Genomic DNA, 23,696 nt, shown 5'->3' with positions numbered 1-23,696 from the left:
GTTATTTTACTTATAAATCGCCTCCACTAAATTTTTGCACATGTCATTTGCAAAAATAGGAATTAACTAAGAATTTATATGTAGGTATGATTTGCTTCAGTTTCATAGGAGAAAAAACATGAATCAATTAAATACACTTCGAAATATTGCTGGTCTACAAGAGCATAAGGTTGATTGGAATAATGCAGCTGTTCTTTTTGTTGATTACCAAAATGAATATGTGGATGGTGTTTTGTCACTAGGCAAAGCAGGAAAAACAGCACTGGAGAACGCAGAAAATCTACTAGAGACCGCTCGAAGTAAGAATGCCCCAGTTTTCCATATACTTCACAAAGCGAGTTCAGCATCACCGGTATTTAACTGCAATTCACCTTTGTCAGATGCTATAGATGTTGTAAAACCTAATGACAACGAGACAGTAGTTCATAAGACACTACCTAACTCATTTTTCAATACCGACCTAGAAGAGATGCTGCAGTTAACTGGACGCAAGCAACTCATTATCCTCGGCTTCATGAGCCATATGTGTGTTACTGCGACAACTATCAAAGCTGTAGAGTTAGGTTACGATGTTATTGTTTGTGAAGACGCCTGTGCAACACGATCATTACCTGATCAAAATGGTAATCCAATCGATGAAAATCTCATTCACTTAGTATCTATGGCAGCATTAAGCGACCGATACGCTTCAATTCAACCATTGCAAAATTTTTCATAGGCCGTTGACTATAAAGTCCTGTAAAGGCTCAAACAGGGCTTTAAGTACGATCTGAAGTTCGGAGAATACAGTGTCAATACTCAACGTAGAGCTTTAACTCAGCGTTGAGTTTCTTTTTATAGGGGGGACGAATAACCACCTCAAAATTTGGATTAGATTTATTTAGTCAAAAATCGCAAGATTAACCGACTGAGCTCGATGGCTCTAAAAAGATTTGGGGCAAAAGTATGTTTGCGAGGGAGCATTACATTTTAGGGACGAAATGAATTAGAGAGATTATCAACAAACGGTAAGGTCGTTTAGATACAGAGAAATGAATAAATTAGAAGATGAAGTCCAGAACGGCTCTATTGAGAATTTTTCAACGGTAAGTTAGAGATGCCGCTGCCATCTCAATGCCACCTTTGTTCCTTACGAACTGACTGTGACCAGTGCTGCGCGGGCCCACACACACAAAGTATGCCTCATATTTAAAGACCAAGGGGCGTATGCTTGGTCGCTTCCAATAATAGATTCAATTGCTTTTGGATACAACACTCTCTAATCCCATTCACTTACAACATCTTATCCTTTTAAAGTCTCATCAACCGTTAACTTCTTACATCAACAGATATCGCATAAATAAATCTAATGTTAAGATAAAAGTACCACTTGCAGGATTAGAGAACAGTAAGATCATGATTTATATTATTAAAAATAGAAGTACCACTTAAATCGTGATTACGGAAATTATGCTCCAACAAACTCAAGTCGCCACGGTAATCCCTTATTTCGAACGCTTCATGCAACGTTTTCCAACCGTGATTGATTTGGCCAATGCAGAACAAGACGAGGTACTGCACCTATGGACCGGCCTTGGTTATTACGCACGTGCGCGCAATCTACACAAAGCAGCCAAAATAGTGGCCAGCGAATATGGCGGTGAGTTTCCCCTTGATATCGAACAGATGAATGCTCTACCGGGTATTGGCCGATCAACCGCTGCGGCGGTGCTTTCTTCAGTTTATAAGCAGCCGCACGCCATTTTAGATGGTAACGTAAAGCGTACTTTAGCCCGCTGCTTTGCTGTCGAAGGCTGGCCGGGGCAAAAAAAAGTTGAAACTCAGTTGTGGCAACATGCCGAACAAAATACGCCAGCGCAAGATGTTGATAAATATAACCAAGCCATGATGGATATGGGGGCGATGGTCTGCACACGCAGCAAACCGAAATGCACGCTCTGCCCAGTTGAATCTTTTTGCATCGCCAATAAACAAAATAACCCACTCGATTATCCGGGCAAAAAACCAAAAACAGACAAACCAACCAAACAAACTTGGTTTGTGATGCTGCACCATAACCATCAAGTATGGTTAGAACAGCGCCCTCAAAGTGGAATTTGGGGTGGATTATTTTGCTTCCCTGAAAACCCCAATAGCGCCATCGAAGATCAACTTGATCACAGAGCCATCAAAGAGAGCGCTATCCGCTCTATTCGCCCACTCATCGCTTTTCGCCACACGTTTAGCCATTATCATTTAGAGATCACACCGATCTTGGTGGAGTTATCTCAACAACCGAACATCATCATGGAAGCAAGCAAAGGTCTTTGGTATAACTTAGCCCAACCGGAACAAATCGGCTTAGCCGCTCCTGTAAAACAGTTGCTAGAAAGCCTTCCATTTGAAATTAACCCTTAAAACACCGAAGAGGAAGTGACCATGAGCCGCACTGTATTTTGTGCTCGACTAAATAAAGAAGCCGACGGTTTGGATTTTCAACTGTACCCAGGTGAATTAGGTAAACGTATTTTTGACAACATCTCAAAAGAGGCTTGGGCACAATGGCAGCATAAGCAAACCATGCTGATCAACGAGAAAAAACTCAATATGATGGACCCTGAACATCGTAAATTGCTGGAAACCGAAATGACCAACTTCCTATTTGAAGGAAAAGAGGTCCATATCGAAGGCTACACGCCACCAAGCAAATAAGAGATACCTTATTTATTTCGAGGATAATCAATGACATCATGGTAAACGCTCTGATGTCATTTTTGTATTGGGAAGATAATGAGAAAGCTGACTTACTTTTTTATTGCAATGCTACTGGCCGGTTGTAGCCGAGAATTAGTTGAACGCATATACAGCGTCGACTATGAGCCGACCAACCGTTTTGCCAAAAACTTAGCGCAATTACCCGGGCAATTTGTCAAAGATACCGCCGCCTTAGATGCACTGATCAGCAGTTTTTCTGGCAACATCGAGAAACGCTGGGGCAGTAAAGAGATCAAAGTCGCCGGTAAAAGCAACTATGTAAAATACATCGATAATTACCTGAGTCGTTCCGAAGTCAATTTCTCCACGGGAACCATTATTATCGAAACAGTTTCCCCAACTGACCCCAAAAAACATCTGCGCAATGCCATTATTACCACCTTGCTCACGCCTGATGATCCCGCACACGTTGACCTTTTCTCTTCACAAAATATCGAATTGAATGGTCAGCCATTTTTGTACAACCAAGTGCTTGATCAAGATAAACAACCGATCCAGTGGGGTTGGCGCGCGAATCGATTTGCTGATTATCTTATTGAAAATAAATTAAAAGTTAAGAACGTTGATTTCAAAAAAGCCTACTATGTGGAAATTCCTATGGTAGCGGATCATGCCTCTAAACGAGGTTATAAATACGCCGACATCGTGCACCGAGCCTCGAAAAAATATAACATTCCCGAAGATCTGATCTACGCGATCATAAAAACTGAAAGTAGCTTTAACCCCTACGCCGTCAGTTGGGCCAATGCGTATGGCTTGATGCAAGTGGTTCCTAAAACCGCAGGTCGAGATGTTTTTAAACTGGTCAAAAATAAATCTGGTGAGCCCAGTCCTGAATATCTGTTTGATCCCGAAAAAAATATTGATACGGGAACGGCCTATTTTTATATTCTGAAAAACCGCTACCTCAAAGAGGTCAGCCATCCAACGTCGCTCGAATACAGTATGATTTCGGCCTACAACGGCGGTACAGGAGGAGTACTGAATACCTTTAGCAAAGATAGGAAACGAGCGATGAGGGACTTAAATTCACTGCAACCCAATCAAGTCTATTGGGCGCTGACCCAAAAACACCCTAATGCTGAATCGAGAAGGTACTTAGAAAAAGTAACAAAATTCAAAAAGGAATTTAACGCAGGTGGATAAAAAAGCGCAGCTTTGTCTAAATTCGCAGCAAACAAACCGTTTTTTCAAAATATTTCCAAAAAGCAGTTGACGATTGAAGGGAAAATCCGTTTAATAGCGCTCCGTTGCCCGGATAGCTCAGTCGGTAGAGCAGAGGATTGAAAATCCTCGTGTCGGTGGTTCGATTCCGCCTCCGGGCACCATAAATTAAATTGTTGGTGCTTTTGTTAAAGTAGCAGCAAGCAATAAATAAAGTGCGCCGACTTAGCTCAGTAGGTAGAGCAACTGACTTGTAATCAGTAGGTCACCAGTTCGATTCCGGTAGTCGGCACCATTTATTGCCTCGATAGCTCAGTCGGTAGAGCAGAGGATTGAAAATCCTCGTGTCGGTGGTTCGATTCCGCCTCGAGGCACCATTATTTGGTGCGAAGTCTTAGACTTACACAGATAATTCCCCCTTAGTTCAGTCGGTAGAACGGCGGACTGTTAATCCGTATGTCGCAAGTTCAAGTCTTGCAGGGGGAGCCACTTTTAAAGCCAAGTCTAACGACTTGGCTTTTTTATTGTCCGTCATATTTATCCAATCCCCTCTACCTCTACAGCGATTACCTCTACAACGATTGAATTATGGGTCAGTCCATTTTCCGTCAAAAACTAAAACCAGTCTGGTGAGTTTGCTCCTTTAGTGTAACCAAGCGGATAAACGTGTGTTTTTCAACGCGCTTTTATTCGCTATTTGCTCCATTCAAAGCTCCTATTTTCTTTTCAACGCCTCTTTCCCTATTTAATCTGACACTAATTTTTAACGAAAATGGGCAAAAACGAGTCACTAAGTATAGAAAAACAACAAACGACATTTTTTTTGCATTTTACTGTTGACGTTAAATGCGAAAAACCTTTTAATACACCCCGTCGCCCGGATAGCTCAGTCGGTAGAGCAGAGGATTGAAAATCCTCGTGTCGGTGGTTCGATTCCGCCTCCGGGCACCACAGTTTCTAAATTGTTGGTGCCTAGCACAGACAATAAATTTAAAGATAAAAATGTGCCGACTTAGCTCAGTAGGTAGAGCAACTGACTTGTAATCAGTAGGTCACCAGTTCGACTCCGGTAGTCGGCACCATTCTTTAAAACCTGTTCCCCCTTAGTTCAGTCGGTAGAACGGCGGACTGTTAATCCGTATGTCGCAAGTTCAAGTCTTGCAGGGGGAGCCACTTTTCATCAATGAGCATTGCTTATTGATTCGGCGCCGACTTAGCTCAGTAGGTAGAGCAACTGACTTGTAATCAGTAGGTCACCAGTTCGATTCCGGTAGTCGGCACCATTTATCTGCATAAGATAAGCAAACATTCTGTTCCCCCTTAGTTCAGTCGGTAGAACGGCGGACTGTTAATCCGTATGTCGCAAGTTCAAGTCTTGCAGGGGGAGCCACTTTCTAAAGCCAAGTTTTCAAACTTGGCTTTTTTTGTGTCTTGCGTATGCTCATAATAAAAAGAGCCAGTTTGCACCAGCTCAATCGATTGGAACGTTCGCGGTAATTCACGATAGCCGGTTACTTAAAACCCTTCTCTTTCTTAATCAAATCGTACGCATTTTGGATCTCTTGCGATTTTTCTTTCGCAACGTTCATCATCTCTGGTGGTAAGCCTTTGGCCATCAATTTATCTGGGTGATGCTCATTCATCAATTTGCGATAGGCACGTTTAATCTCTTTAGCATCCGCATCTTCACTCACGCCTAACACATCGTAAGCATCAGTGAGGCGTTCAGCTTGCGCGGCTTGTTGCCACTGCCCAGATTGCTGGTAGCCTTGCTGTTGGCCACCAAAATTTCCGCCTTGTTGAAAACGAAAGGCCGCTTCTTGCATACGTAAGCGTCTTTCCAGTTGATCGGATGAGAAACCTAAACTACGAGCGATTTTGTGCAGTACATTGCGCTCGCTAGGGTGAACATCCCCATCGGCAAACGCGGCTGATATTTGCAATTCGAGGAAAAATTGCAACAAGTCAAAGCGTCCACCCGTCGAAAGGCGCACACGCTCCAACACTTCCTCTAAAGGAAAGCCACTCTCTTTCCCCTCACGAAACGCATCTTGAGCCGCTTTACGTTGCTCACCATGTAAGTTCATACGCTCCATCATGATGGTAGCTAGCTGGATCTCTTCTTTGGTAACTTGCCCTTTCGCTTTAGCAACATGGCCCATGACCGCGAAAGCGGCTTTAAAAAATTCGTCTTGTCGCTCAGTTTGGCTTGGCCCAGAACCAAATGAGCTAGTTTTAAACCCCGCTTGATTCAAACGACGAGCTTTATCAAATTGATGCCCGAGAAACAAACCAAAAAATGCGCCAAACGGTCCTCCAAATAAGAAGCCAAAAAAAGCGCCAAGAATTTTGCCAAAAATATGCATTATGTGCTCTCAATCTATGAATTTTTCAGGAGTAAAGCGGTCTGATAGTGCCGGGAGCTTCAATTTCCTTTATGATAAGAAACGTTTTATTTTACATTCGGCCATCCATCTTCCGAATCAATCAAGTTCAAACAGGATAGTACAACTCGATGTCATGTTTTTCCCGCACCTTGTTAGCCGCTTCAATTAGCGCAGCTCTTTTTGTGCCACAGACTCAAGCAGAAGCTATGTTAGACAATAGTGTGCAGGAAATGCCCGCTATAGATCAATGTTTGATCAACGAACCTGAAGCAGAAAACTCAAGTCAGCAACCGATTAATGTCGAGGCTGATACGCTAGAAGCCGTGAACGGTGAACGCGCAAACTACTCAGGCAATGTGGTCGTTGTTCAAGGTAAAAAACGCATTCTAGCGGATACCGTTACCCTGCATCAGAAAGATAATATTGTGGTTGCGCAAGGTAATGTCAACTTCAGTGACGGTGAAGTAAGGACCATTTCTGACAAAGCCACCAACAATCTTAATACGGATTTAATGACATTAGAGAACACAAAATATCAATTTTTGTGTGAACCCGGCCGTGGTGAAGCTGTGTATATTTCCAAAACGGGTAAGGCTATTTATGAGATAGAAGATGGTTCGATTACCTCTTGCCCTGAAGGTAATAATGCATGGCGATTGAAAGCATCCAGCATTGATATTGACCAAAATGAAGAGCAAGCCACTTTTTATAATCCGCGCTTCGAGATTCAAAATATTCCGATTTTTTATCTGCCATTTCTTACGGTGCCGATTGGCGACACACGTAAAACGGGATTTTTATACCCTACCGTTTCTTACGGTTCTAGCGATGGTTTTGAAGCCCAAATCCCTATTTATTGGAACTTAGCGCCAAACTATGACCTAGAAACGACCTTTAAATATATGCAAGAACGCGGTACGCAATTAAACAGTGAATTCCGTTATCTGAATGATTTTGGTACAGGTAACATTAAATCTGAATATTTACCTGATGATCAAAAACATCCGGAAAAGGGCAGCCGCTGGGGCTTCCAATACCAACACAGTGGTATTTTCAACCAAGCTTGGAAGTTTGAAATTGACTACTCTCAAGTCAGTGACATTAGCTACTTTAGTGATTTAGACTCAGGTATCGGTAACCGAGAAGATGGTCAGCTTATCCAAGAAGGTAAAGCCACCTACCGGACCCACAATTGGGATTCATCGATACTGGTTCGCGACTTTCAGCTGCTTACAGAAGACAAAACTAGCACCAACCAACCCTATCGCTTGATGCCACAGATTGCGTTTAATTACTATGCGCCCGAATTATTACCGTATTTGAACTTTGATATGGTGAGCCATCTGTCGCGTTTTGAAACCGATGCAAGAGGAAAACCTGCAGCCACCCGAGCGCACATTGAACCGGGCTTTACTATTCCTCTCAGTAACACCTGGGGCACTTGGACAACCGAAGCGCGAGTGCTTGGTACTTATTACCAACAAGATCTCAGCGGTGTTGACCTCAATTCGGATAATTATAAAGACCTAAAAGAGAGCGTTTCACGCATCATTCCGGAATTTAGAACTCATGTGGGATTAGTACTGGAAAGAGATACGGTTCTGTTTGATGACTATACGCAGACACTTGAGCCGCAGATTCAGTACCTGTACGTACCGAGAGAAGATCAGCGCAATATCGGGCTGTACGATACAACGCTACTGCAAACCGATTATTATGGTTTATTCCGCAGCCGTAAATACAGTGGTGTCGATTATATTGCCCCGGCAAATCAGATCAGCTACGGTGCCTCTTCACGGTTTTTCGACGATCAGTATAAAGAACGTTTAAATATCTCTTTTGGCCAGATTTTTTACCTCAAAAAAGATCTCAAGAATTCCTCCCCTAATGAGGGAGATAATTCAGCCAACACTTCCAACTATTCGGCTTGGGCCGTCGAAATGGACTTCAACTATGATGATTTACTCTTCTACCATGGCGGGGTTCAGTACGACATTGATAGCAGTACGATGCAGCTCGCCAATAGTACTCTCGAGTACCGAGTGGGTTCTGGATACATTCAAACTAACTATCGTTACGTCACCAAAGAGTATATTGATAATACCGTTGGCGATACAATTACCAATATCAATGCCATTACCAAAGATGGCATTTCACAAGCTGGTTTACTGGCTGGGTATCAGATCTCCAAAAAGTGGAATGCTAGCGGACAGTACTTCTACGATTTAACCACGGAAAAGAGCCTGGAGTGGCTGGCTAACCTAAGCTACACCTCAGATTGTTGGTATATTGGTTTTACTTATAGTAATCAACTGCGGAAATGGGATGGTGATTTTGTTACTGACCCTAATGCTACGCCACTCTACGAAAATAACTTTAGTTTGAACTTTGGTATTGTCGGTTTTGGCACCACGATTGGTGCAGGTTCCGGAATGACGGGCGTAGACAGCGCTGGAAATTCATTAAGTTATGGTCGTCCATTTTTCCTAAACAACTAATTTATTCGGCCTTTGCTTAAGCGTAAAGGCCTTTGCTCATTTTGATAGGACTACAAATGAAATTGTGGAAACACACACTGATTGGATTGATGGCAACATTAAGCCTAAACACCGCATACGCTGCTCCTGTTGAGCTCGATCGCGTCGCCGTCATCGTCAATAGTGGCGTTATTTTACAGAGTGACATTGATGGTGCATTAAAAACCTTGACCATTAATGCAAAGAAAAATGGTCAAACGCTACCCGAAGACACAGTGCTACGTGAGCAAGTGGTTGAAAAATTGATTATTGATACCATTCAGCAACAAGAAGCACAACGCATTGGCGTTCGCATTGACGATAACCGACTCAGTGACGCGATCGCCGACATCGCGAAAAACAATAATCAAACCCTAGAACAGCTTAACGCTTCTGTTACTGCTGAAGGGCTGACTTATGCCGAATTTCGCGAACAAGTACGTAAAGAAATTGCAGCAAGTGAAGCGCGCAATGCTTTAGTTCGTCGCCGGATCAATATATTACCGGACGAAGTGGACAACTTAGCCAATATTCTTGCGCAAGAAACCAATGCAACGGTGCAATATAAAATCAGCCACATCCAACTGCGTGTTGACGACACTCAAGATAAGGCCGCAGTAGAACAGCAAGCCAAAACCTTAGTCGAAAAACTCAACCAAGGAGCAGATTTCAGCACCATGGCTTACACCTATTCAAAAGGTCCGAAAGCGCTGCAAGGTGGTGATTGGGGCTGGATGCGCAAAGAAGAAATGCCGACAATTTTTGCCGACCAAATCAAAATGCAAAACAAAGGCTCTATTATTGGGCCATTTCGCAGTGGCGTCGGTTTCCACATTCTTAAAATTGATGACGTCAAAGGATTAGAAACCGTCGCGGTCACGGAAGTTAATGCACGCCATATTTTAATCAAACCCACGGTCATTTTAAGCGATGACGGCGTACAAAAAGAGCTACATGACTTCATTCGTCGCATTAAGGCAGGTGAAGCGACCTTTGGTGAATTGGCGCAGCAATACAGCCAAGATCCCGGCTCTGCGGCGCAAAATGGCGAATTGGGTTATCAAACACCGGATCTGTACGTGCCGGAGTTTCAACATCAAATCGAAACATTATCGGTTGGACAAATCAGCGAACCCTTTAAAACCGTTCATGGTTGGCATATTGTCGAAGTGCTTGATCGCCGTGAAGTCGACCGCACCGACTCTGCACTGAAAAACAAAGCTTATCGCATTCTTTTTAATCGAAAATTCAATGAAGAAGCCAGCGCATGGCTACAAGAAATGCGTGCCAGTGCCTTTGTCGAAATTATACAGGACAACCAAGATGACAATTAAACGCATCGTGGTTACCGCTGGCGAGCCCGCGGGTATTGGCCCAGATTTGGTGCTGGCCTTATCAAAAGAAGATTGGGCACATCAACTGGTGGTATGCGCGGACAAAAGCTTGCTTGCAGAGCGCGCTAAAGAGCTCAATATTGACGTTATATTGGAAGACTACTCAGTCACCTCTGCACCAAAACCACAGCAAGCGGGACGGTTAGTAGTGGATCATATTCCCCTCGGCGCACCGGTGATAACGGGGAAACTGAATGAAGCCAATGGACATTATGTATTAAATACATTAGAAAGAGCCGCTTTAGGCTGTATGAATGATGAATTTGATGCTATTGTCACCGGCCCTGTGCACAAGGGGGTGATCAACCGAGCTGGCGTTGCATTTAGCGGCCACACTGAATTCTTTGCAGAAAAGTCTAATACTCCACTGGTGGTTATGATGCTCGCAACAGAAGGGTTGAGAGTCGCGCTAGTGACAACACATATTCCACTGGCTTATGTATCAAAGGCAGTAACGGTCGAGCGGTTAGAAAAAATCATCACTATTTTGCATAAAGATTTGGTGGAAAAATTTGCTATTGCTCAACCCAAAATTTATGTGTGTGGTTTAAACCCACACGCAGGAGAAGATGGCTGTCTGGGCCGTGAAGAGATAGAAACCATCACTCCAACACTAGAAAAAATTCGTCAGCAAGATGGCATTAATTTGATTGGCCCACTACCAGCCGACACCATCTTCAATGACAAATACTTGCAAGATGCCGATGCTGTTTTAGGCATGTATCACGACCAAGTCCTGCCCGTATTAAAGTACAAAGGCTTTGGTCGTTCAGTAAATATTACTCTTGGTCTACCCTTTATAAGAACATCGGTCGATCATGGCACCGCACTCGAATTGGCAGGGAAAGGGCTTGCGGATACAGGGAGCTTTAGAACAGCACTCGCCTACGCGATTGACTTGGTAGAAAAGAAACCTAATTAATTTCGAGAAAACTATGAGAAATGATGTCCACTTAGGGCACAAAGCGCGTAAACGTTTTGGTCAAAACTTCCTAAACGATCCATACATTATTGATGGCATCGTCTCTGCGATTAACCCTCGTCCGGGACAAAATTTGGTTGAGATCGGCCCCGGTCTTGGAGCGATAACTGAGCCAGTCGGCCGCGAAGTGGATAAATTCACTGTTATTGAGCTAGACCGTGACTTAGCTGAGCGCCTGCGCAACCACCCAGAATTATCGAGTAAATTGACGATTCACGAAGGCGATGCGATGCGCTTTGACTTTACGCAGTTGGTGAAGCCGAATAATAAACTGCGCATTTTCGGCAACTTGCCATACAACATTTCAACGCCATTAATGTTCCACTTATTTGAATTCCATAAAGATATTCAAGATATGCACTTCATGCTGCAAAAAGAAGTGGTCAACCGTTTAGCTGCTGGTCCCGGCAGTAAAGCTTACGGGCGCTTAACGGTTATGACGCAGTATTTCTGCAAAGTGGTTCCTGTGTTAGAAGTTCCGCCAACGGCCTTTGTACCGCCACCGAAAGTTGATTCAGCCGTGGTGCGCTTGGTGCCTTATGAAGTACTGCCGCATCCAACGACAAACATGAAATGGTTAGAGCGTGTCTGCCGAGATGGTTTTAACCAACGTCGTAAAACCGTACGCAACTGCTACAAAGGTTTGATTGAGGTGGAAACGCTAGAAGAACTTGGGGTCAACCCTGGCATGCGCCCGGAAAACCTAACACTTGAACAGTTTGTTGCTATGGCAAACTGGTTAGACGCTCATCACGCCTAATAACGATTGAGCGATAAACGGCCAATGTCTATCGCTCATCTATAAAAACAAGGAGTTAACATGGATATCTCTGAACCTTGTATCAAAATCCAAGTCCATACCCAGTATCTCCCCGAGCAGTCCAATCCCGATTTACACCGCTATATCTTTGCCTATGTGATCACCATCCGTAATCTCAGCAACCAGCAGGTACAACTGATGAGCCGCCGTTGGTTAATTACCGATGCGAATGGCAAACAGATGTCTGTGGAAGGTGATGGCGTGGTCGGGGAACAACCGATTATCTTGCCCAATGATGAGTACCGCTATAACAGTGGTACGGCGTTGGAAACGCCAGTCGGTGTTATGCAAGGTCATTACATTATGTTAGATGAAGCGGACGCTGAATTTATTGTTGAAATTGAGCCTTTTCGTCTCGCTATTCCTAATGTTTTAAATTAAAAGAGGTAGCCGTGGCGAACTATATTGTCGGCGACATTCAAGGCTGTTTTGATGAACTACAGTGTTTATTGGCTCAAGTGCAATTCCAACCACAACAAGACACACTGTGGGTCGCTGGCGACTTAGTTGCAAGAGGCCCTAAATCTCTAGAAACGCTACGTTTTATCAAACAATTGGGTAGTTCGGCACGCATCGTTCTAGGCAATCACGATCTTCACCTACTGGCCGTCTCGCTGGGCATCCACCCATGTAAACCTCGTGATAAAACCTTACCCATATTACAAGCGAACGATGCAACAGAGCTACTCACTTGGTTGCGCCATCAACCGCTCCTCGCTGAACATGCTGACTTTGTCATGTGCCATGCGGGGATTTCTCCTCTATGGGATCTTGAAACTGCACGTCAAGCAGCAAAAGAAGTCGAAAGTATTTTGCAAAGTGATCGTTGGCGTTGGCTTATCGAGCAGATGTACAGCAACACACCTGATATGTGGAGCTCGAAGCTAGAAGGGATTGATCGCTATCGCTATACCATCAATGCCTATACTCGGATGCGTTTTTGCTTTGCTGATGGGCGTCTTGATATGGCGTGCAAACTTCCCCCTCAAGAAATAAAAGATGAAGAATTGTTACCGTGGTTTGCCCTACCCAAACGCCTTAAACTCGATAAAACAGTCCTATTTGGCCACTGGGCTGCGTTAGAAGGTTACCGCAGCGACGAAGTGATAGGGCTTGATACTGGCTGTGTGTGGGGAGGATGTTTGACCATGCTACGCTGGGAAGATAAACAGTATTTTGTTCAAAAAGCGCTTTAAAATAACTACTCCCAAAAAGCTGGCAACTATCGCCAGCAATATTTGAAAGTAAAAGCACTTCTAACTATTTTTTCTCAAGCACTACAAAATGCATGTCAAACTGGTTTCCGCTATCTTTCTTGTATTTTCGTTGTTCAGCTACTTTCCAATCGGCTCCCCATTCAGGGAATCTAGTGTCACCATTTATATCAGCTTCAATAAATGTCAAATACAATTTTCCAGCTAAGGGGAGAAAAGCTTTATAGATGGACCCACCACCGATGATCATTATTTCATCCACATTGCCAGCGGAACTGATTGCTTCTTCAACAGACGAGACAACTGTAACGCCTTCAATTTCTAGTGATAAATCACGGCTGATTACAATATTATGGCGTTCAGGTAACGGACGACCTATAGACTCATACGTCTTACGCCCCATTACAACGGGTTTACCTAACGTATGTTCTCGAAACCAAGCAAAGTCAGCTGGCAAATGCCAAGGCATCGAATTCTCGTTACCGATAACCCGAGAACTAGCATTAGAAAGATACATATCTTGAGATTTATCTATCTTACCGCCATGGGCCATAGCCGCGATCATGCTAATTAACACGTCAAATATACCTTAGAATTCTTGGAGAAAACGGATTATACCTAATTCCCTTATTAGTACAAACCATTGCCCTTACACTATGGGTTTGCGCCGATAGAATAACAAACCCGGCACCGCAAGGCCAACCGCTAAGCCCGCGATAATAAACATCGCTTTTAAAAAATTATCCATCAGTATCGCCAGCAGCTCTGGCGTAAAACCAAGATGGTTAATTTCAACCATTGCAATCATCGCTTTAAAGGCAAAAACCCCAGGAACCATTGGGATCAAAGCCGCTACCGTAAACACTTTAGGGTGAGCTAAAAATTTACGCGACCAACGCACGCCAATCATTCCAACGATAGTTGCAGCAAAAAAAGTCGCCCACTCAATGGGAATTCCAAATTGCATCATTAAGTAACGTGAGCCATGACCAATCGCACCACCTAACGCACAATATTTTAGGGCTGGTACAGGAACATTAAACACCAAAGCAAAACCAACGGCTGGGATTGCAGCAAAAAACATGTCATTGGCTAAACCGAGTAATAAATTCATCCAATCCATCGCTACCACCCCCATACACCCGTCACGCTCATCGCCGCAACGATGCCCAAACTCGTTGCCAACGTAAGCAAACTTGCCATCACAAAACGGGCAATACCCATATTGATATAACCTTTAAGCATATCCGCGACCGCATTAATTAAAGGAAAACCGGGGACTAACATCAGTACAGAAGAAGCCATCACAATGGTTGGTTTATTGCCTAGTTGGTAGATGATAGCTTGCGCTGAAATGATCGAAGTAACAAATGAGGTCACCGTAAAGTTGACGAGCGGATTAAATTGGCGATGCCCAATCTCTTGGCGCACAATCATACCCGCCGCAGAAGCAATGAACGTCATCGTAAACACCGTCCAATCTCCGCCAGCTAAACGAGCAAATGCAGCACAAGAAAGACCAATCATCACCACAACCAACCAACGGTTGTAGCGTTCAGGGCTGATCTGATTGAGTTTTTTCTGCGCAAGGGAATAATCTAAAATCCCTTTTTCCATCATGATGCAGATGCGCTGGACTTGCGTCACTACCCGCATATTGATCCCACGATCAGGACAACGGCGCGCAGTCGTAATGCAATGGCCATCGTAAACCGTGGTTAGCACAAGTGAACTCGCCGAGAGCGATACTTCCACTTCACTCATGCCACACGCCGATCCCATGCGACGCATAATATCGCCCACCAGTGTACTTTCCGCGCCATGAGCCAACAACATTTGCCCAGCCTGGGCGATCAATCGAGAAACAAGCCTCTGTTTGGATGTCATGATTCCTTTCCGAACGTCCTAAAAGCCCAATAGTGTGCCCGAAATTGGGTGCTTTAAATATGATTTAGCTATAAAAAAGCCGCAATAATTATTGCGGCTCAATCCATTCAGGAAAATTAATCACGAACATAGATAACGTGGCCGTCATCTTCTTCGTCGTCCCAATCATCCCAGTCATCACCATCTTCAGTGATCACATTTTGGCTGTTCATCTCATCTTTATGGTAATCATCCCACATGAAATCGACTTTCTGAGCTTCACTGAGCTCTTCCTGCTCACGAGGTAGCGTTTCCATATAGTCAGCCAACTCACGGCACAAATCCGCCGTACCTTGTTGGTTTACTGCCGAAATTTTGAAGTATCGCCCTTCCCAAGCCAGCGCATCTAAGATCTCTTGGATCTTTTCATCGGCTTCTTCTTCAAGCATCAGATCAACTTTGTTGAACACCAACCAACAAGGTTTTTGTGACACTTTTTCACTGTATTGCTCTAGCTCATCAAAGATGGTCAGCGCATTTTGCGCAGGATCACTTTGATCAATAGGAAGAATGTCGATCATATGCAGCAACACTCGGCAACGTTCTAAGTGCTTTAAGAAGCGAATACCTAAACCAGCACCATCGGCCGCGCCTTCAATCAAGCCCGGAATATCAGCGATCACGAAACTTTTCTCAGGAACCACACTCACGACACCCAAACTTGGGATCAGCGTAGTGAAGGGGTAATCAGCGACTTTTGGCTTCGCTGCTGAAACAGAACGAATAAAGGTTGATTTACCCGCATTCGGCAAGCCAAGCATACCCACGTCAGCTAACAGTAAAAGCTCAAGGCGTAATTCGCGCACCTCACCTTTTTTACCCATGGTTTTTTGGCGTGGTGCACGGTTAACGGATGACTTAAAGCGAGCATTACCTAAACCATGCCAGCCACCTTTAGCGACCATCACTTTTTTGCCATGCTCTGCAACTTCACCCACAACTTCATTGGTGTGAATGTCAACCGCTCGAGTCCCAACAGGCACCTTCAAAGTAATGTCTTTACCGCGCTTACCTGTACAGTTAGCACCACCACCATTTTGACCGCGCTCAGCAGCGTAAAAGCGTTGGAATCGGTAATCAACCAAGGTATTTAAGTTTTCATCGGCTTGGATATAAACGTCGCCGCCATCGCCGCCATCGCCGCCATCAGGGCCGCCTTTCGTCACGAATTTTTCACGCCAAAAGCTCACGACACCGTTACCGCCATCACCCGCTTCGACTTTAATTATCGCTTCATCAACGAATTTCATTTGTTACTCCACGCTCTTTGCGTTGCGATATCATTGTCACACAATGATATAAATTCTAGCAGATACACATTCAGGATCGACCGTGATCATCCTTCGTTTTATCCACAATTGGAACACATAAGGAGAAACTCTAGTGATTAGAGTGTCTTCTTTTCTGTTCGGCTGATAAATAAAAAACCCCACCGTAACGGCAGGGCTTTTGAGTTCAGTTAGGTATAAATTTATTCAGCGTCGATGCTAACAAATTTACGGTTTTTAGGACCTTTAACTTCAAATTTCACTTTACCTTCAGTAAGAGCGAAAAGAGTATGGTCTTTACCGATACCAACGTTAGTGCCTGCGTGGAACTTAGTACCACGTTGACGAACGATGATGTTACCTGCAAGAACAGATTCACCACCGAAACGCTTAACACCAAGACGTTTGCTTTCTGAATCGCGGCCGTTACGAGTAGAACCGCCAGCTTTTTTGTGTGCCATTGTTAAACTCTCCTAAATTACTTAAGCGTTGATGCCAGTGATTTTCACTTCAGTGAACCACTGACGGTGGCCTTGTTGTTTACGAGAGTGTTTACGACGACGGAACTTAACGATTTTAACTTTATCGCCACGACCGTGTTGTACTACTTCAGCAGTAATTTTACCGCCTTCAACAAGAGGTGCCCCAACAGTGATTTGCTCACCGTTAGCAACTAGTAGAACTTTATCAAATTCAACAGTTGCACCAGTTTCAACGTCTAATTTCTCTAAACGAAGAGTTTGACCTTCGCTTACACGGTGTTGTTTACCACCAGATTGGAAAACAGCGTACATATTTTACTCCGCTCTTTCCGCACAGCCGTATGCTTTTTATTTGAGCAATTTGGGTGTGCGCTAAACTAATCATCAATAGGGCGCAGATTCTACGCGAATGAGTACCCCAAGACAAGCCATATTTTGAAAAAATTGGCGAAAAGCTAATCGCCAATGAAAAGTGGCGCAATCATGCCTTTAAGCCTTGTATTAATCAACGTTTTTTAGTGTATTATTCGAGAATTATAGAAGAACACAACACCTTATAGGTTCTAACTTCAGCCGGATTAACCATGGATTTTAAAGCTATCCAAACGCTTACTGCCGATGACATGGCAAAAGTAAATGAAACGATTCAAGCTCAGCTCAACTCTGATGTATCTTTAATCAATCAATTAGGATTCTACATCGTCAGCGGAGGTGGGAAACGCCTGCGTCCTTTGCTGGCTATTTTGTCGGCTCGAGCCCTTGGTTATCAAGGTGAAGCGCACACGACTGCCGCTGCATTTATTGAATTCCTCCACACGGCAACCTTGCTGCATGACGACGTTGTCGATGAGTCGGATATGCGCCGTGGCAAGGCAACAGCGAACGCGGCATTTGGCAATGCAGCGAGCGTGTTAGTGGGGGATTTCATCTACACGCGTTCCTTCCAAATGATGACTACACTAGGATCGTTAAGGATCCTTGAGCTGATGAGCGATGCGGTGAACGTTATCGCTGAAGGCGAAGTGCAACAATTGATGAACTGTAATGATCCAAACACTACCGAGGAAAATTACCTACAGGTGATCTACTCGAAAACGGCGCGTTTGTTTGAAGCAGCGACCCAGATTGGTGCGATATTAAGTAACGCTTCTCCTGAAATTGAAACGGCACTACAGAACTATGGTAAGTACCTTGGCACAGCTTTCCAGCTCATTGATGACGTGATGGATTACACCTCTGATGGCAGTGAAATGGGCAAAAATGTGGGCGATGATTTAGCGGAAGGCAAACCAACACTTCCTCTATTGTACGCAATGCAGCATGGTACACCCGAACAAAAAGAGATGATCCGTGAGGCCATCGAAAAAGCCAATGGCATGGAACAGCTTGATGAGATTCTAGCGGCAATGAAACAGACAGGCTCGCTTGAATACACAACCAACAAAGCGCTAAAAGAAGCCGATAAAGCGATCAATGAGCTGTCTATCCTGCCAGAAAGTGAATATAAACAAGCACTGATAGCTCTAGCTCATATGGCTGTGAATAGGACAAAGTAGAACAGCAGCTAGCTTGGACGAAAATCGACCTTTGCCTAGAAATGCACCGCTACAAAAAGAGCCTCAATTGAGGCTCTTTTTGATTCTAAGCGTTATTTAAAACCCGCCTTGCCAAATCATGCCAAATGCAAAAACAGCCACGATCGTTAAAGCACAAGCTCCTAACTTTTCTTTGCCTTGAAAAGGATGAATGCCCTGCTCTCGTTTGGCTTTCATGTAGAAATAGAGCCCAGGTAAGTAGAGTAGCGCGGAGAGCATCAAATAGTGCAAACCAGAGGCATACAAAAGCCAAATTCCATAAATGGTGGCACAAGAACCTATTACCAGAAGTTTGCCTTTATTCTTCTGTTCAATCGCGATCTTTAACGTAAAGGCGCCGATCAAAAAATAGGGAACAAGGATCATTTCTGAAGCGAAGATCAGCAGCGTATCGTAGGTACTGCCTGCGTACATCACCAGAATCAGTGAGACCTGAATGCAAATATTGGTTAGAGTTAACGCTTTTACTGGGCTCCCCGCTTCGTTTTGCTGGGCATAGATGGCAGGAAACATCTTATCTCTAGCACATAAAAATGGCGCTTCGGAGGCCAGGACCGTCCAGCTAAGAAAAGCACCGCACACCGAAATAATTAATCCAACACCGATAATGTACTCGCCCCAAGGACCAAGAATAGTCGTCAGCACTTTGGCCATTGAAGGGTTCTGATATTGCGCCAATTCAACCGGTTTAATCACGCCCATCGACAATAAGGTGACCAATACATAAATGGTCAACGCCGTAAGCAAACCGAGAATAGTCGCTTTACCGATATCAGCACGGTGGCGAGCGCGGCTTGACACAACAACCGCTCCCTCTATTCCGATGAACACCCATACCGTGATCAACATGGTGCTTTTTATTTGATCCAGCAGATCATGGCCAACACCGAAGTGTAAGCCTGTAAAATCCAATGTGAATTTGTCCCAAGAAAAAGCAAAAGCGGCACAAATGATGAACAACACTAGAGGGATCATTTTAGCAAAGGTGGTAATCAGATTAATGAATGCGGCCGTTTGTACTCCTTTTTTGACCAACGCATGCACCAACCAAAGTAATAGCGATGCACTCCCAATGGAAAGCCACGTATTACCCGCCCCAAACATCACGTTATCTGGTGTATCAAACAGCATACCTAAGGTACTAAAAACAATTACCAGATAAGAGACATTAGCCACCATGGCGCTAAACCAGTAACCCCATGCGGAACAAAAACCCGCAAAGTCACCAAATCCTTCTCGAGCAAAACCAAATACGCCACTATTAATATGAGGTTTATGAATGGCAAGTTGTTGAAAAGAGAGCGCGAGAAAGATCATACCAACGCCGGTGATCCCCCAACCGATCATTACCGCCAAAGGGCTGGCGACTGAGGCCATGTTTTGTGGCAGGCTAAAAACACCAGCGCCAATCATTGAACCAATGACCAGTGCTGTCAGTGAGCCCAAACCAAGCTTATTATCCATGGGAACTATCCAGTGAGTGTTTACACATTAGAGGAAGGCGCTATTTTAGAGAACATATTTATCAGACATCAATCCCTATGTGATCGCGGTCACTGAGATAGTGAGTCAATAGTCAAATTCATTGCTAGGGATCAAAAAGTTTGTAAGTTCACGACGAAAATAATGCACTGCTCAGTAAAAAAAACCGCATATTACACAGTTCAAAGCATCATCATACAAAAATATTGGTAAAAACCATAAAAAATGCCGCTTGGATGAGCAAGCGGCATTTTTGTATAAGATAAGGTTATTCTTTATTTGGCGAAATCAACACCTAGCTGAATATCACCTTTCAGTGTTGTCAGCATTCCATCTAACGCGGCTTGTTCATAGGCACTCAATGCACCATAGCTCAACACTTCTTCGACACCCTCCTTACCGAGTTTAATCGGTTGTGCAAAGAATGAGGCATGCTCACTACCACCGTCAACGTAGGCACATTCCACAACACCTGGTTCACCTTGTAGTGCTTTGACTAATGATAAGCCAAAACGGCAAGCCGCTTGACCCATTGACAGTGTTGCACTGCCGCCACCCGCCTTCGCTTCCACCACTTCGGTGCCTGCGTTTTGAATGCGCTTAGTTAGTGCTTCCACTTCTTCAGCCGTGAACTCAACCCCTTCAATTTGCGAAAGCAAAGGAAGGATAGTGACGCCTGAGTGGCCGCCAATCACAGGCACAATAATCTCGCTAGGGTTTTTATCTTTTAGCGCCGCGACAAACGTTTCTGAGCGGATCACATCCAACGTTGTCACACCAAATAGCTTACGCTTGTCGTAAACGCCTGCTTTTTTCAAGACTTCCGCTGCAATAGGTACTGTTGTATTGACAGGGTTGGTGATAATGCCCACACAGGCTTTCGGACAGACAACCGCAATCTTTTCAGCCAATGCTTTCACAATGCCAGCGTTAACATTAAACAGATCTGCGCGATCCATACCCGGCTTACGAGCGACACCAGCAGAAACAAGGACTACATCCGCACCTTCAAGCGCAGGTGTTGGATCTTCGCCAGCATAGCCTTTGATCGATACGGGAGTAGGAATGTGGCTTAGATCGGCAGCAACGCCCGGAGTCACCGGTGCGATGTCATACAGCGCCAGATCGGAACCAGCAGGAAGATGGTTTTTAAGTAGAAGTGCTAGGGCTTGACCGATGCCACCAGCGGCACCAATAACAGCTACTTTCATCGTAGTTCTCCTTGAGAATAAATCTCTTATAAATGTTTTTGTGTAGGGTATTTTTAAGCTAGAAAACTATAGCAATCACAATATGATTACAATCAATTAACGCTAGCTTTGCGACCTCGCGCAATTCGCTAAAATCGTGCTACAGCACCGATGGCAATTATGACCTTGTTTATCTTTACCGACAAAGAGTTAAGTTGCCATTCGACCAAAGTTTTACATAAAAGTTTACAGTGACCTTTTAGACACTTTTGGACGATAATTTGGCGATGACTGCATAGCTATGCGAGAATATGCAGCAATAAATGGCTAATCGAAGACGATAACTATGCGCAACAATAATGATAAGCAAGATAATCTGGTTCGTGCTTTTAAAAATCTATTAAAAGAAGAACGTTTTGGATCTCAAGGTGACATTGTCGATGCCCTGCGTAATGAAGGGTTTGATAATATCAACCAATCCAAAGTATCTCGCATGCTGACTAAATTTGGCGCGGTACGCACTCGCAACGCAAAAATGGAGATGGTCTACTGCCTTCCTGCTGAACTCGGTGTACCAACCGTATCAAGTTCACTGCGCGAATTAGTGCTAGATATAGATCACAATGCCGCGCTGGTAGTGATTCATACCGGACCAGGGGCGGCGCAGCTTATTGCTCGGTTACTTGATTCTCTGGGCAAATCAGAAGGCATCTTGGGTGTGGTGGCCGGTGACGATACCATTTTTATCACACCGACACTGAACGTAACGACAAAGCAGCTGTTTGATTCAGTCTGTGATCTGTTTGATTACGCAGGGTAATTTGTCACTAAACGCATTTCATCTCACTCTCTAGTAGAATCACACTGAGTCAAGTCGGCGTGATTCTCTTCACATCTTCAGCAATAAGTTGTCACAGCAGAAAGAGGAATAACTCCTTGATAGGCAAGCTATTGCCATATTTTGGCTCTGACAATGACGCTTATTGATAGCCAATTTCGCTACATTTTTTAACATTCCTGTAATTATGTGTCGATTTTTTGGTATTATTTAGCCACTTTTTCAACATACGGATTGAAAAAGATGCCGTTTCTAGATGAGGAAACTCCCCCGATACCCAAACAACTTGAAGTTGCGGGTAGGCGGCAAGTGAGTCAGTCGTCATAAGCATGGATAATTCTGTGATTGGGGTGAACGAACGTAGCCAACACCACAGCAACTTCAGGTGGGAAGGGTGTAACAACAATTATCTATGGGGTTAATAATGAATAAGGAAGGAAAATTCATGGCATTGAATAAATTGATTAAAGTTGGAATTATTGCAGCAGCGGTCATGGGTACAGGTACGTTAAGCGCACAAGAGTTCATTACGATTGGTACAGGATCCGTCACTGGTGTTTACTACCCGACAGGTGGTGCTATTTGTAAGCTGGTTAATAAAGGGCGTAAAGATCACAACATTCGCTGCTCAGTAGAATCAACGGGCGGATCGATCTACAACGTGAACACGATTCGTGCAGGTGAACTCGATTTCGGTATTGTTCAATCTGACTGGCAGTACCATGGTTATAACGGTACCAGTGAATTTGCCGAGCAAGGCCCGAATAAAAAACTGCGCGCAGTTTTTTCCCTTCATACCGAACCTTTTAATATCATTGCCCGCGCGGATTCTGGCATTGAAAACGTGGCTGACTTGAAAGGTAAACGTGTCAACATTGGTAACCCAGGTTCTGGTGACAGGGCCACCATGGCAGTGGTGATGGATGCATTTGGTTGGACCAATGACAGCTTCAAATTGGCTTCTGAGCTCAAAGGCTCTGAGCGCTCTCAAGCATTGTGCGACAATAAAATAGATGCCTTTATTTATATGGTTGGCCATCCAAATGGTTCAATCAAAGAAGCAACGACCTCATGCGATGCAAAACTCGTCTCTGCTACTGGCCCTGAAATTGAAAAAATTGTTGCCAATAACCCTTACTACGCTTATAGCACGATTCCTGCTGGCATGTACCGTGGAACAGATAAAGATGTAACCAGTTTTGGTGTGGCTGCGACCTTGGTATCAAGCACTGATGTGTCTGATGAAGTCGCATACAATTTGGTCAAAGCGGTATTTGAAGATTTTGATACCTTTAAACGTCTTCACCCTGCCTTTGCTAACTTGAAAAAAGAAGACATGGTGAAAGCGGGGATCTCCATTCCTCTTCACCCTGGCGCAGAAAAATACTACAAAGAAATCGGTCTGCTAAAATAATTTCGCATCGCGAAAACCAACAATAGCGATACCGAATCAAAGGAGGCTGAACGTCTCCTTTGATTGCCCTTTCAGTCACGAGCGATATGCCCTTTATCCCTTGGCGTTATGGTCAGCGATGATGGCCTGTCCTCTTACGTTTACAACGACTCTCTGGGCACATTTGGGTTTTAAATGATTTAACAACCCACCTTTTGTTCTGTTCCGCAATAGCCCACTTCTCATTAGCAGTGAATTGACCCTGTGACCAACCGAGACGTAGGCAGCCAA

At 44.2% G+C, this 23,696-nt stretch carries 21 protein-coding genes, 9 tRNA genes and 1 pseudogene; 22 read left to right on the top strand and 9 right to left on the bottom strand.

The features are described from left to right. Positions 1–118 precede the first annotated feature (118 nt). The 13 genes and pseudogenes from AACV32_RS09980 to AACV32_RS09920 all read left to right on the top strand — a co-directional run bounded on the left by AACV32_RS09980 (position 119) and on the right by AACV32_RS09920 (position 5,308). Positions 119–718 (top strand): cysteine hydrolase family protein, encoded by a 600-nt coding sequence (locus AACV32_RS09980; protein WP_064626255.1) that lies wholly within the window; start codon positions 119–121, stop codon positions 716–718. 719 nt (positions 719–1,437) lie between these two features. After that, positions 1,438–2,397 (top strand): annotated as a pseudogene (gene mutY, locus AACV32_RS09975) (A/G-specific adenine glycosylase); the annotation flags it as partial. 21 nt (positions 2,398–2,418) lie between these two features. Next, the gene (locus AACV32_RS09970; protein WP_010320634.1) at positions 2,419–2,691 is read left to right on the top strand and encodes an oxidative damage protection protein; all 273 of its coding nucleotides are present in this window, start codon (positions 2,419–2,421) and stop codon (positions 2,689–2,691) included. Positions 2,692–2,769: 78 nt separating this feature from the next. After that, a complete protein-coding gene (gene mltC, locus AACV32_RS09965; RefSeq protein WP_013857830.1) occupies positions 2,770–3,900 on the top strand; it encodes a membrane-bound lytic murein transglycosylase MltC in 1,131 nt (376 codons plus the stop codon). A 106-nt stretch (positions 3,901–4,006) separates the two neighbouring features. After that, a tRNA-Phe gene (locus AACV32_RS09960) sits at positions 4,007–4,082 on the top strand. A 55-nt stretch (positions 4,083–4,137) separates the two neighbouring features. Continuing rightward, positions 4,138–4,213, top strand: a tRNA-Thr gene (locus AACV32_RS09955). A gap of 6 nt (positions 4,214–4,219) precedes the next feature. Continuing rightward, a tRNA-Phe gene (locus AACV32_RS09950) sits at positions 4,220–4,295 on the top strand. Positions 4,296–4,331: 36 nt separating this feature from the next. Next, positions 4,332–4,407: transfer RNA gene (locus AACV32_RS09945), tRNA-Asn, on the top strand. 386 nt (positions 4,408–4,793) lie between these two features. Beyond that, a tRNA-Phe gene (locus tag AACV32_RS09940) sits at positions 4,794–4,869 on the top strand. Positions 4,870–4,924: 55 nt separating this feature from the next. Continuing rightward, positions 4,925–5,000, top strand: a tRNA-Thr gene (locus AACV32_RS09935). A gap of 15 nt (positions 5,001–5,015) precedes the next feature. Next, positions 5,016–5,091: transfer RNA gene (locus tag AACV32_RS09930), tRNA-Asn, on the top strand. A 34-nt stretch (positions 5,092–5,125) separates the two neighbouring features. Then, positions 5,126–5,201 (top strand) — tRNA-Thr (locus AACV32_RS09925). A 31-nt stretch (positions 5,202–5,232) separates the two neighbouring features. Beyond that, positions 5,233–5,308: transfer RNA gene (locus AACV32_RS09920), tRNA-Asn, on the top strand. Between the two features lie 121 nt (positions 5,309–5,429). On the opposite strand, the gene djlA is transcribed toward AACV32_RS09920, so the two are convergent. Next, on the bottom strand, positions 5,430–6,284 hold the full coding sequence (gene djlA / locus AACV32_RS09915; RefSeq protein ID WP_017050643.1) for a co-chaperone DjlA: 855 nt from the start codon (positions 6,282–6,284) through the stop codon (positions 5,430–5,432). Between the two features lie 149 nt (positions 6,285–6,433). On the opposite strand from djlA, the gene lptD reads away from it, so the two are divergent. From lptD to apaH, 6 genes are read left to right on the top strand one after another with little or no spacing between them, the layout of a single operon-like run. Continuing rightward, a complete protein-coding gene (gene lptD / locus AACV32_RS09910) occupies positions 6,434–8,803 on the top strand; it encodes an LPS assembly protein LptD (protein ID WP_026028742.1) in 2,370 nt (789 codons plus the stop codon). Between the two features lie 56 nt (positions 8,804–8,859). Further along, a complete protein-coding gene (surA, locus tag AACV32_RS09905) occupies positions 8,860–10,155 on the top strand; it encodes a peptidylprolyl isomerase SurA (protein ID WP_064624316.1) in 1,296 nt (431 codons plus the stop codon). Further along, positions 10,145–11,137: a 4-hydroxythreonine-4-phosphate dehydrogenase PdxA gene (pdxA, locus tag AACV32_RS09900; protein WP_017050645.1), complete on the top strand. Its 993-nt coding sequence runs from the start codon at positions 10,145–10,147 to the stop codon at positions 11,135–11,137. The genes surA and pdxA overlap by 11 nt, the downstream gene beginning before the upstream one ends. Positions 11,138–11,150: 13 nt before the next feature. Beyond that, a complete protein-coding gene (gene rsmA / locus AACV32_RS09895; protein WP_013857835.1) occupies positions 11,151–11,957 on the top strand; it encodes a 16S rRNA (adenine(1518)-N(6)/adenine(1519)-N(6))-dimethyltransferase RsmA in 807 nt (268 codons plus the stop codon). A gap of 60 nt (positions 11,958–12,017) precedes the next feature. After that, positions 12,018–12,398 carry a Co2+/Mg2+ efflux protein ApaG gene (apaG, locus tag AACV32_RS09890; protein WP_013857836.1) on the top strand — a complete coding sequence of 127 codons (381 nt, stop codon included), beginning with the start codon at positions 12,018–12,020 and terminating at the stop codon, positions 12,396–12,398. A gap of 11 nt (positions 12,399–12,409) precedes the next feature. Further along, the gene (gene apaH, locus AACV32_RS09885) at positions 12,410–13,213 is read left to right on the top strand and encodes a bis(5'-nucleosyl)-tetraphosphatase (symmetrical) ApaH (RefSeq protein ID WP_170889054.1); all 804 of its coding nucleotides are present in this window, start codon (positions 12,410–12,412) and stop codon (positions 13,211–13,213) included. Positions 13,214–13,277: 64 nt separating this feature from the next. On the opposite strand, the gene folA is transcribed toward apaH, so the two are convergent. The 6 genes from folA to rplU all read right to left on the bottom strand — a co-directional run bounded on the left by folA (position 13,278) and on the right by rplU (position 17,219). Then, a complete protein-coding gene (gene folA, locus AACV32_RS09880; protein WP_373568406.1) occupies positions 13,278–13,808 on the bottom strand; it encodes a type 3 dihydrofolate reductase in 531 nt (176 codons plus the stop codon). Positions 13,809–13,880: 72 nt separating this feature from the next. Further along, positions 13,881–14,369 carry a threonine/serine exporter family protein gene (locus tag AACV32_RS09875; protein WP_013857839.1) on the bottom strand — a complete coding sequence of 163 codons (489 nt, stop codon included), beginning with the start codon at positions 14,367–14,369 and terminating at the stop codon, positions 13,881–13,883. Next, positions 14,357–15,118 (bottom strand): threonine/serine exporter family protein, encoded by a 762-nt coding sequence (locus tag AACV32_RS09870; RefSeq protein WP_129532213.1) that lies wholly within the window; start codon positions 15,116–15,118, stop codon positions 14,357–14,359. The genes AACV32_RS09875 and AACV32_RS09870 overlap by 13 nt, the downstream gene beginning before the upstream one ends. Positions 15,119–15,234: 116 nt before the next feature. Then, the gene (gene cgtA / locus AACV32_RS09865) at positions 15,235–16,407 is read right to left on the bottom strand and encodes an Obg family GTPase CgtA (RefSeq protein ID WP_010320622.1); all 1,173 of its coding nucleotides are present in this window, start codon (positions 16,405–16,407) and stop codon (positions 15,235–15,237) included. 221 nt (positions 16,408–16,628) lie between these two features. Continuing rightward, positions 16,629–16,886 carry a 50S ribosomal protein L27 gene (gene rpmA, locus AACV32_RS09860; RefSeq protein WP_010320621.1) on the bottom strand — a complete coding sequence of 86 codons (258 nt, stop codon included), beginning with the start codon at positions 16,884–16,886 and terminating at the stop codon, positions 16,629–16,631. Positions 16,887–16,907: 21 nt separating this feature from the next. After that, positions 16,908–17,219 carry a 50S ribosomal protein L21 gene (gene rplU / locus AACV32_RS09855; RefSeq protein WP_010320620.1) on the bottom strand — a complete coding sequence of 104 codons (312 nt, stop codon included), beginning with the start codon at positions 17,217–17,219 and terminating at the stop codon, positions 16,908–16,910. 272 nt (positions 17,220–17,491) lie between these two features. Between rplU and ispB the strand changes: the two genes are divergently transcribed. Continuing rightward, on the top strand, positions 17,492–18,463 hold the full coding sequence (gene ispB / locus AACV32_RS09850; RefSeq protein WP_094128145.1) for an octaprenyl diphosphate synthase: 972 nt from the start codon (positions 17,492–17,494) through the stop codon (positions 18,461–18,463). A 96-nt stretch (positions 18,464–18,559) separates the two neighbouring features. Here ispB and AACV32_RS09845 read toward each other — a convergent pair whose 3' ends face one another. Both AACV32_RS09845 and mdh read right to left on the bottom strand, forming a co-directional pair. Further along, positions 18,560–19,966, bottom strand: coding sequence for a basic amino acid/polyamine antiporter (locus AACV32_RS09845; RefSeq protein ID WP_017047085.1), 1,407 nt, complete (start codon positions 19,964–19,966; stop codon positions 18,560–18,562). 293 nt (positions 19,967–20,259) lie between these two features. After that, positions 20,260–21,195 (bottom strand): malate dehydrogenase, encoded by a 936-nt coding sequence (gene mdh / locus AACV32_RS09840; protein WP_017043806.1) that lies wholly within the window; start codon positions 21,193–21,195, stop codon positions 20,260–20,262. Positions 21,196–21,520: 325 nt separating this feature from the next. Here mdh and argR point away from each other — a divergent pair, with 325 nt between their 5' ends. After that, entirely contained in the window at positions 21,521–21,994 is a 474-nt protein-coding gene (gene argR, locus AACV32_RS09835; protein ID WP_013857844.1) for a transcriptional regulator ArgR, read from the top strand. A 463-nt stretch (positions 21,995–22,457) separates the two neighbouring features. Further along, positions 22,458–23,426, top strand: coding sequence for a TAXI family TRAP transporter solute-binding subunit (locus AACV32_RS09830; protein WP_026027829.1), 969 nt, complete (start codon positions 22,458–22,460; stop codon positions 23,424–23,426). Positions 23,427–23,696: the final 270 nt, after the last annotated feature.

This window comes from Vibrio sp. B7, from assembly GCF_963888765.1.
GTDB classification, from domain to species: domain Bacteria; phylum Pseudomonadota; class Gammaproteobacteria; order Enterobacterales; family Vibrionaceae; genus Vibrio; species Vibrio anguillarum.
The sequence above is the reverse complement of the archived record's forward strand: the minus strand, read 5'-3'. Positions and strand labels throughout refer to the sequence as shown.

Excerpts from the sequence above, each read along its gene's own strand:
- AACV32_RS09980 (WP_064626255.1), top strand. The coding sequence starts at position 119 with ATGAATCAATTAAATACACTTCGAAATATTGCTGGTCTACAAGAGCAT.
- AACV32_RS09970 (WP_010320634.1), top strand. The coding sequence starts at position 2,419 with ATGAGCCGCACTGTATTTTGTGCTCGACTAAATAAAGAAGCCGACGGT.
- mltC (WP_013857830.1), top strand. The coding sequence starts at position 2,770 with ATGAGAAAGCTGACTTACTTTTTTATTGCAATGCTACTGGCCGGTTGT.
- djlA (WP_017050643.1), bottom strand. The coding sequence starts at position 6,284 with ATGCATATTTTTGGCAAAATTCTTGGCGCTTTTTTTGGCTTCTTATTT.
- lptD (WP_026028742.1), top strand. The coding sequence starts at position 6,434 with ATGTCATGTTTTTCCCGCACCTTGTTAGCCGCTTCAATTAGCGCAGCT.
- surA (WP_064624316.1), top strand. The coding sequence starts at position 8,860 with ATGAAATTGTGGAAACACACACTGATTGGATTGATGGCAACATTAAGC.
- pdxA (WP_017050645.1), top strand. The coding sequence starts at position 10,145 with ATGACAATTAAACGCATCGTGGTTACCGCTGGCGAGCCCGCGGGTATT.
- rsmA (WP_013857835.1), top strand. The coding sequence starts at position 11,151 with ATGAGAAATGATGTCCACTTAGGGCACAAAGCGCGTAAACGTTTTGGT.
- apaG (WP_013857836.1), top strand. The coding sequence starts at position 12,018 with ATGGATATCTCTGAACCTTGTATCAAAATCCAAGTCCATACCCAGTAT.
- AACV32_RS09875 (WP_013857839.1), bottom strand. The coding sequence starts at position 14,369 with ATGGGGGTGGTAGCGATGGATTGGATGAATTTATTACTCGGTTTAGCC.
- AACV32_RS09870 (WP_129532213.1), bottom strand. The coding sequence starts at position 15,118 with ATGACATCCAAACAGAGGCTTGTTTCTCGATTGATCGCCCAGGCTGGG.
- cgtA (WP_010320622.1), bottom strand. The coding sequence starts at position 16,407 with ATGAAATTCGTTGATGAAGCGATAATTAAAGTCGAAGCGGGTGATGGC.
- rpmA (WP_010320621.1), bottom strand. The coding sequence starts at position 16,886 with ATGGCACACAAAAAAGCTGGCGGTTCTACTCGTAACGGCCGCGATTCA.
- rplU (WP_010320620.1), bottom strand. The coding sequence starts at position 17,219 with ATGTACGCTGTTTTCCAATCTGGTGGTAAACAACACCGTGTAAGCGAA.
- ispB (WP_094128145.1), top strand. The coding sequence starts at position 17,492 with ATGGATTTTAAAGCTATCCAAACGCTTACTGCCGATGACATGGCAAAA.
- AACV32_RS09845 (WP_017047085.1), bottom strand. The coding sequence starts at position 19,966 with ATGGATAATAAGCTTGGTTTGGGCTCACTGACAGCACTGGTCATTGGT.
- mdh (WP_017043806.1), bottom strand. The coding sequence starts at position 21,195 with ATGAAAGTAGCTGTTATTGGTGCCGCTGGTGGCATCGGTCAAGCCCTA.
- argR (WP_013857844.1), top strand. The coding sequence starts at position 21,521 with ATGCGCAACAATAATGATAAGCAAGATAATCTGGTTCGTGCTTTTAAA.
- AACV32_RS09830 (WP_026027829.1), top strand. The coding sequence starts at position 22,458 with ATGGCATTGAATAAATTGATTAAAGTTGGAATTATTGCAGCAGCGGTC.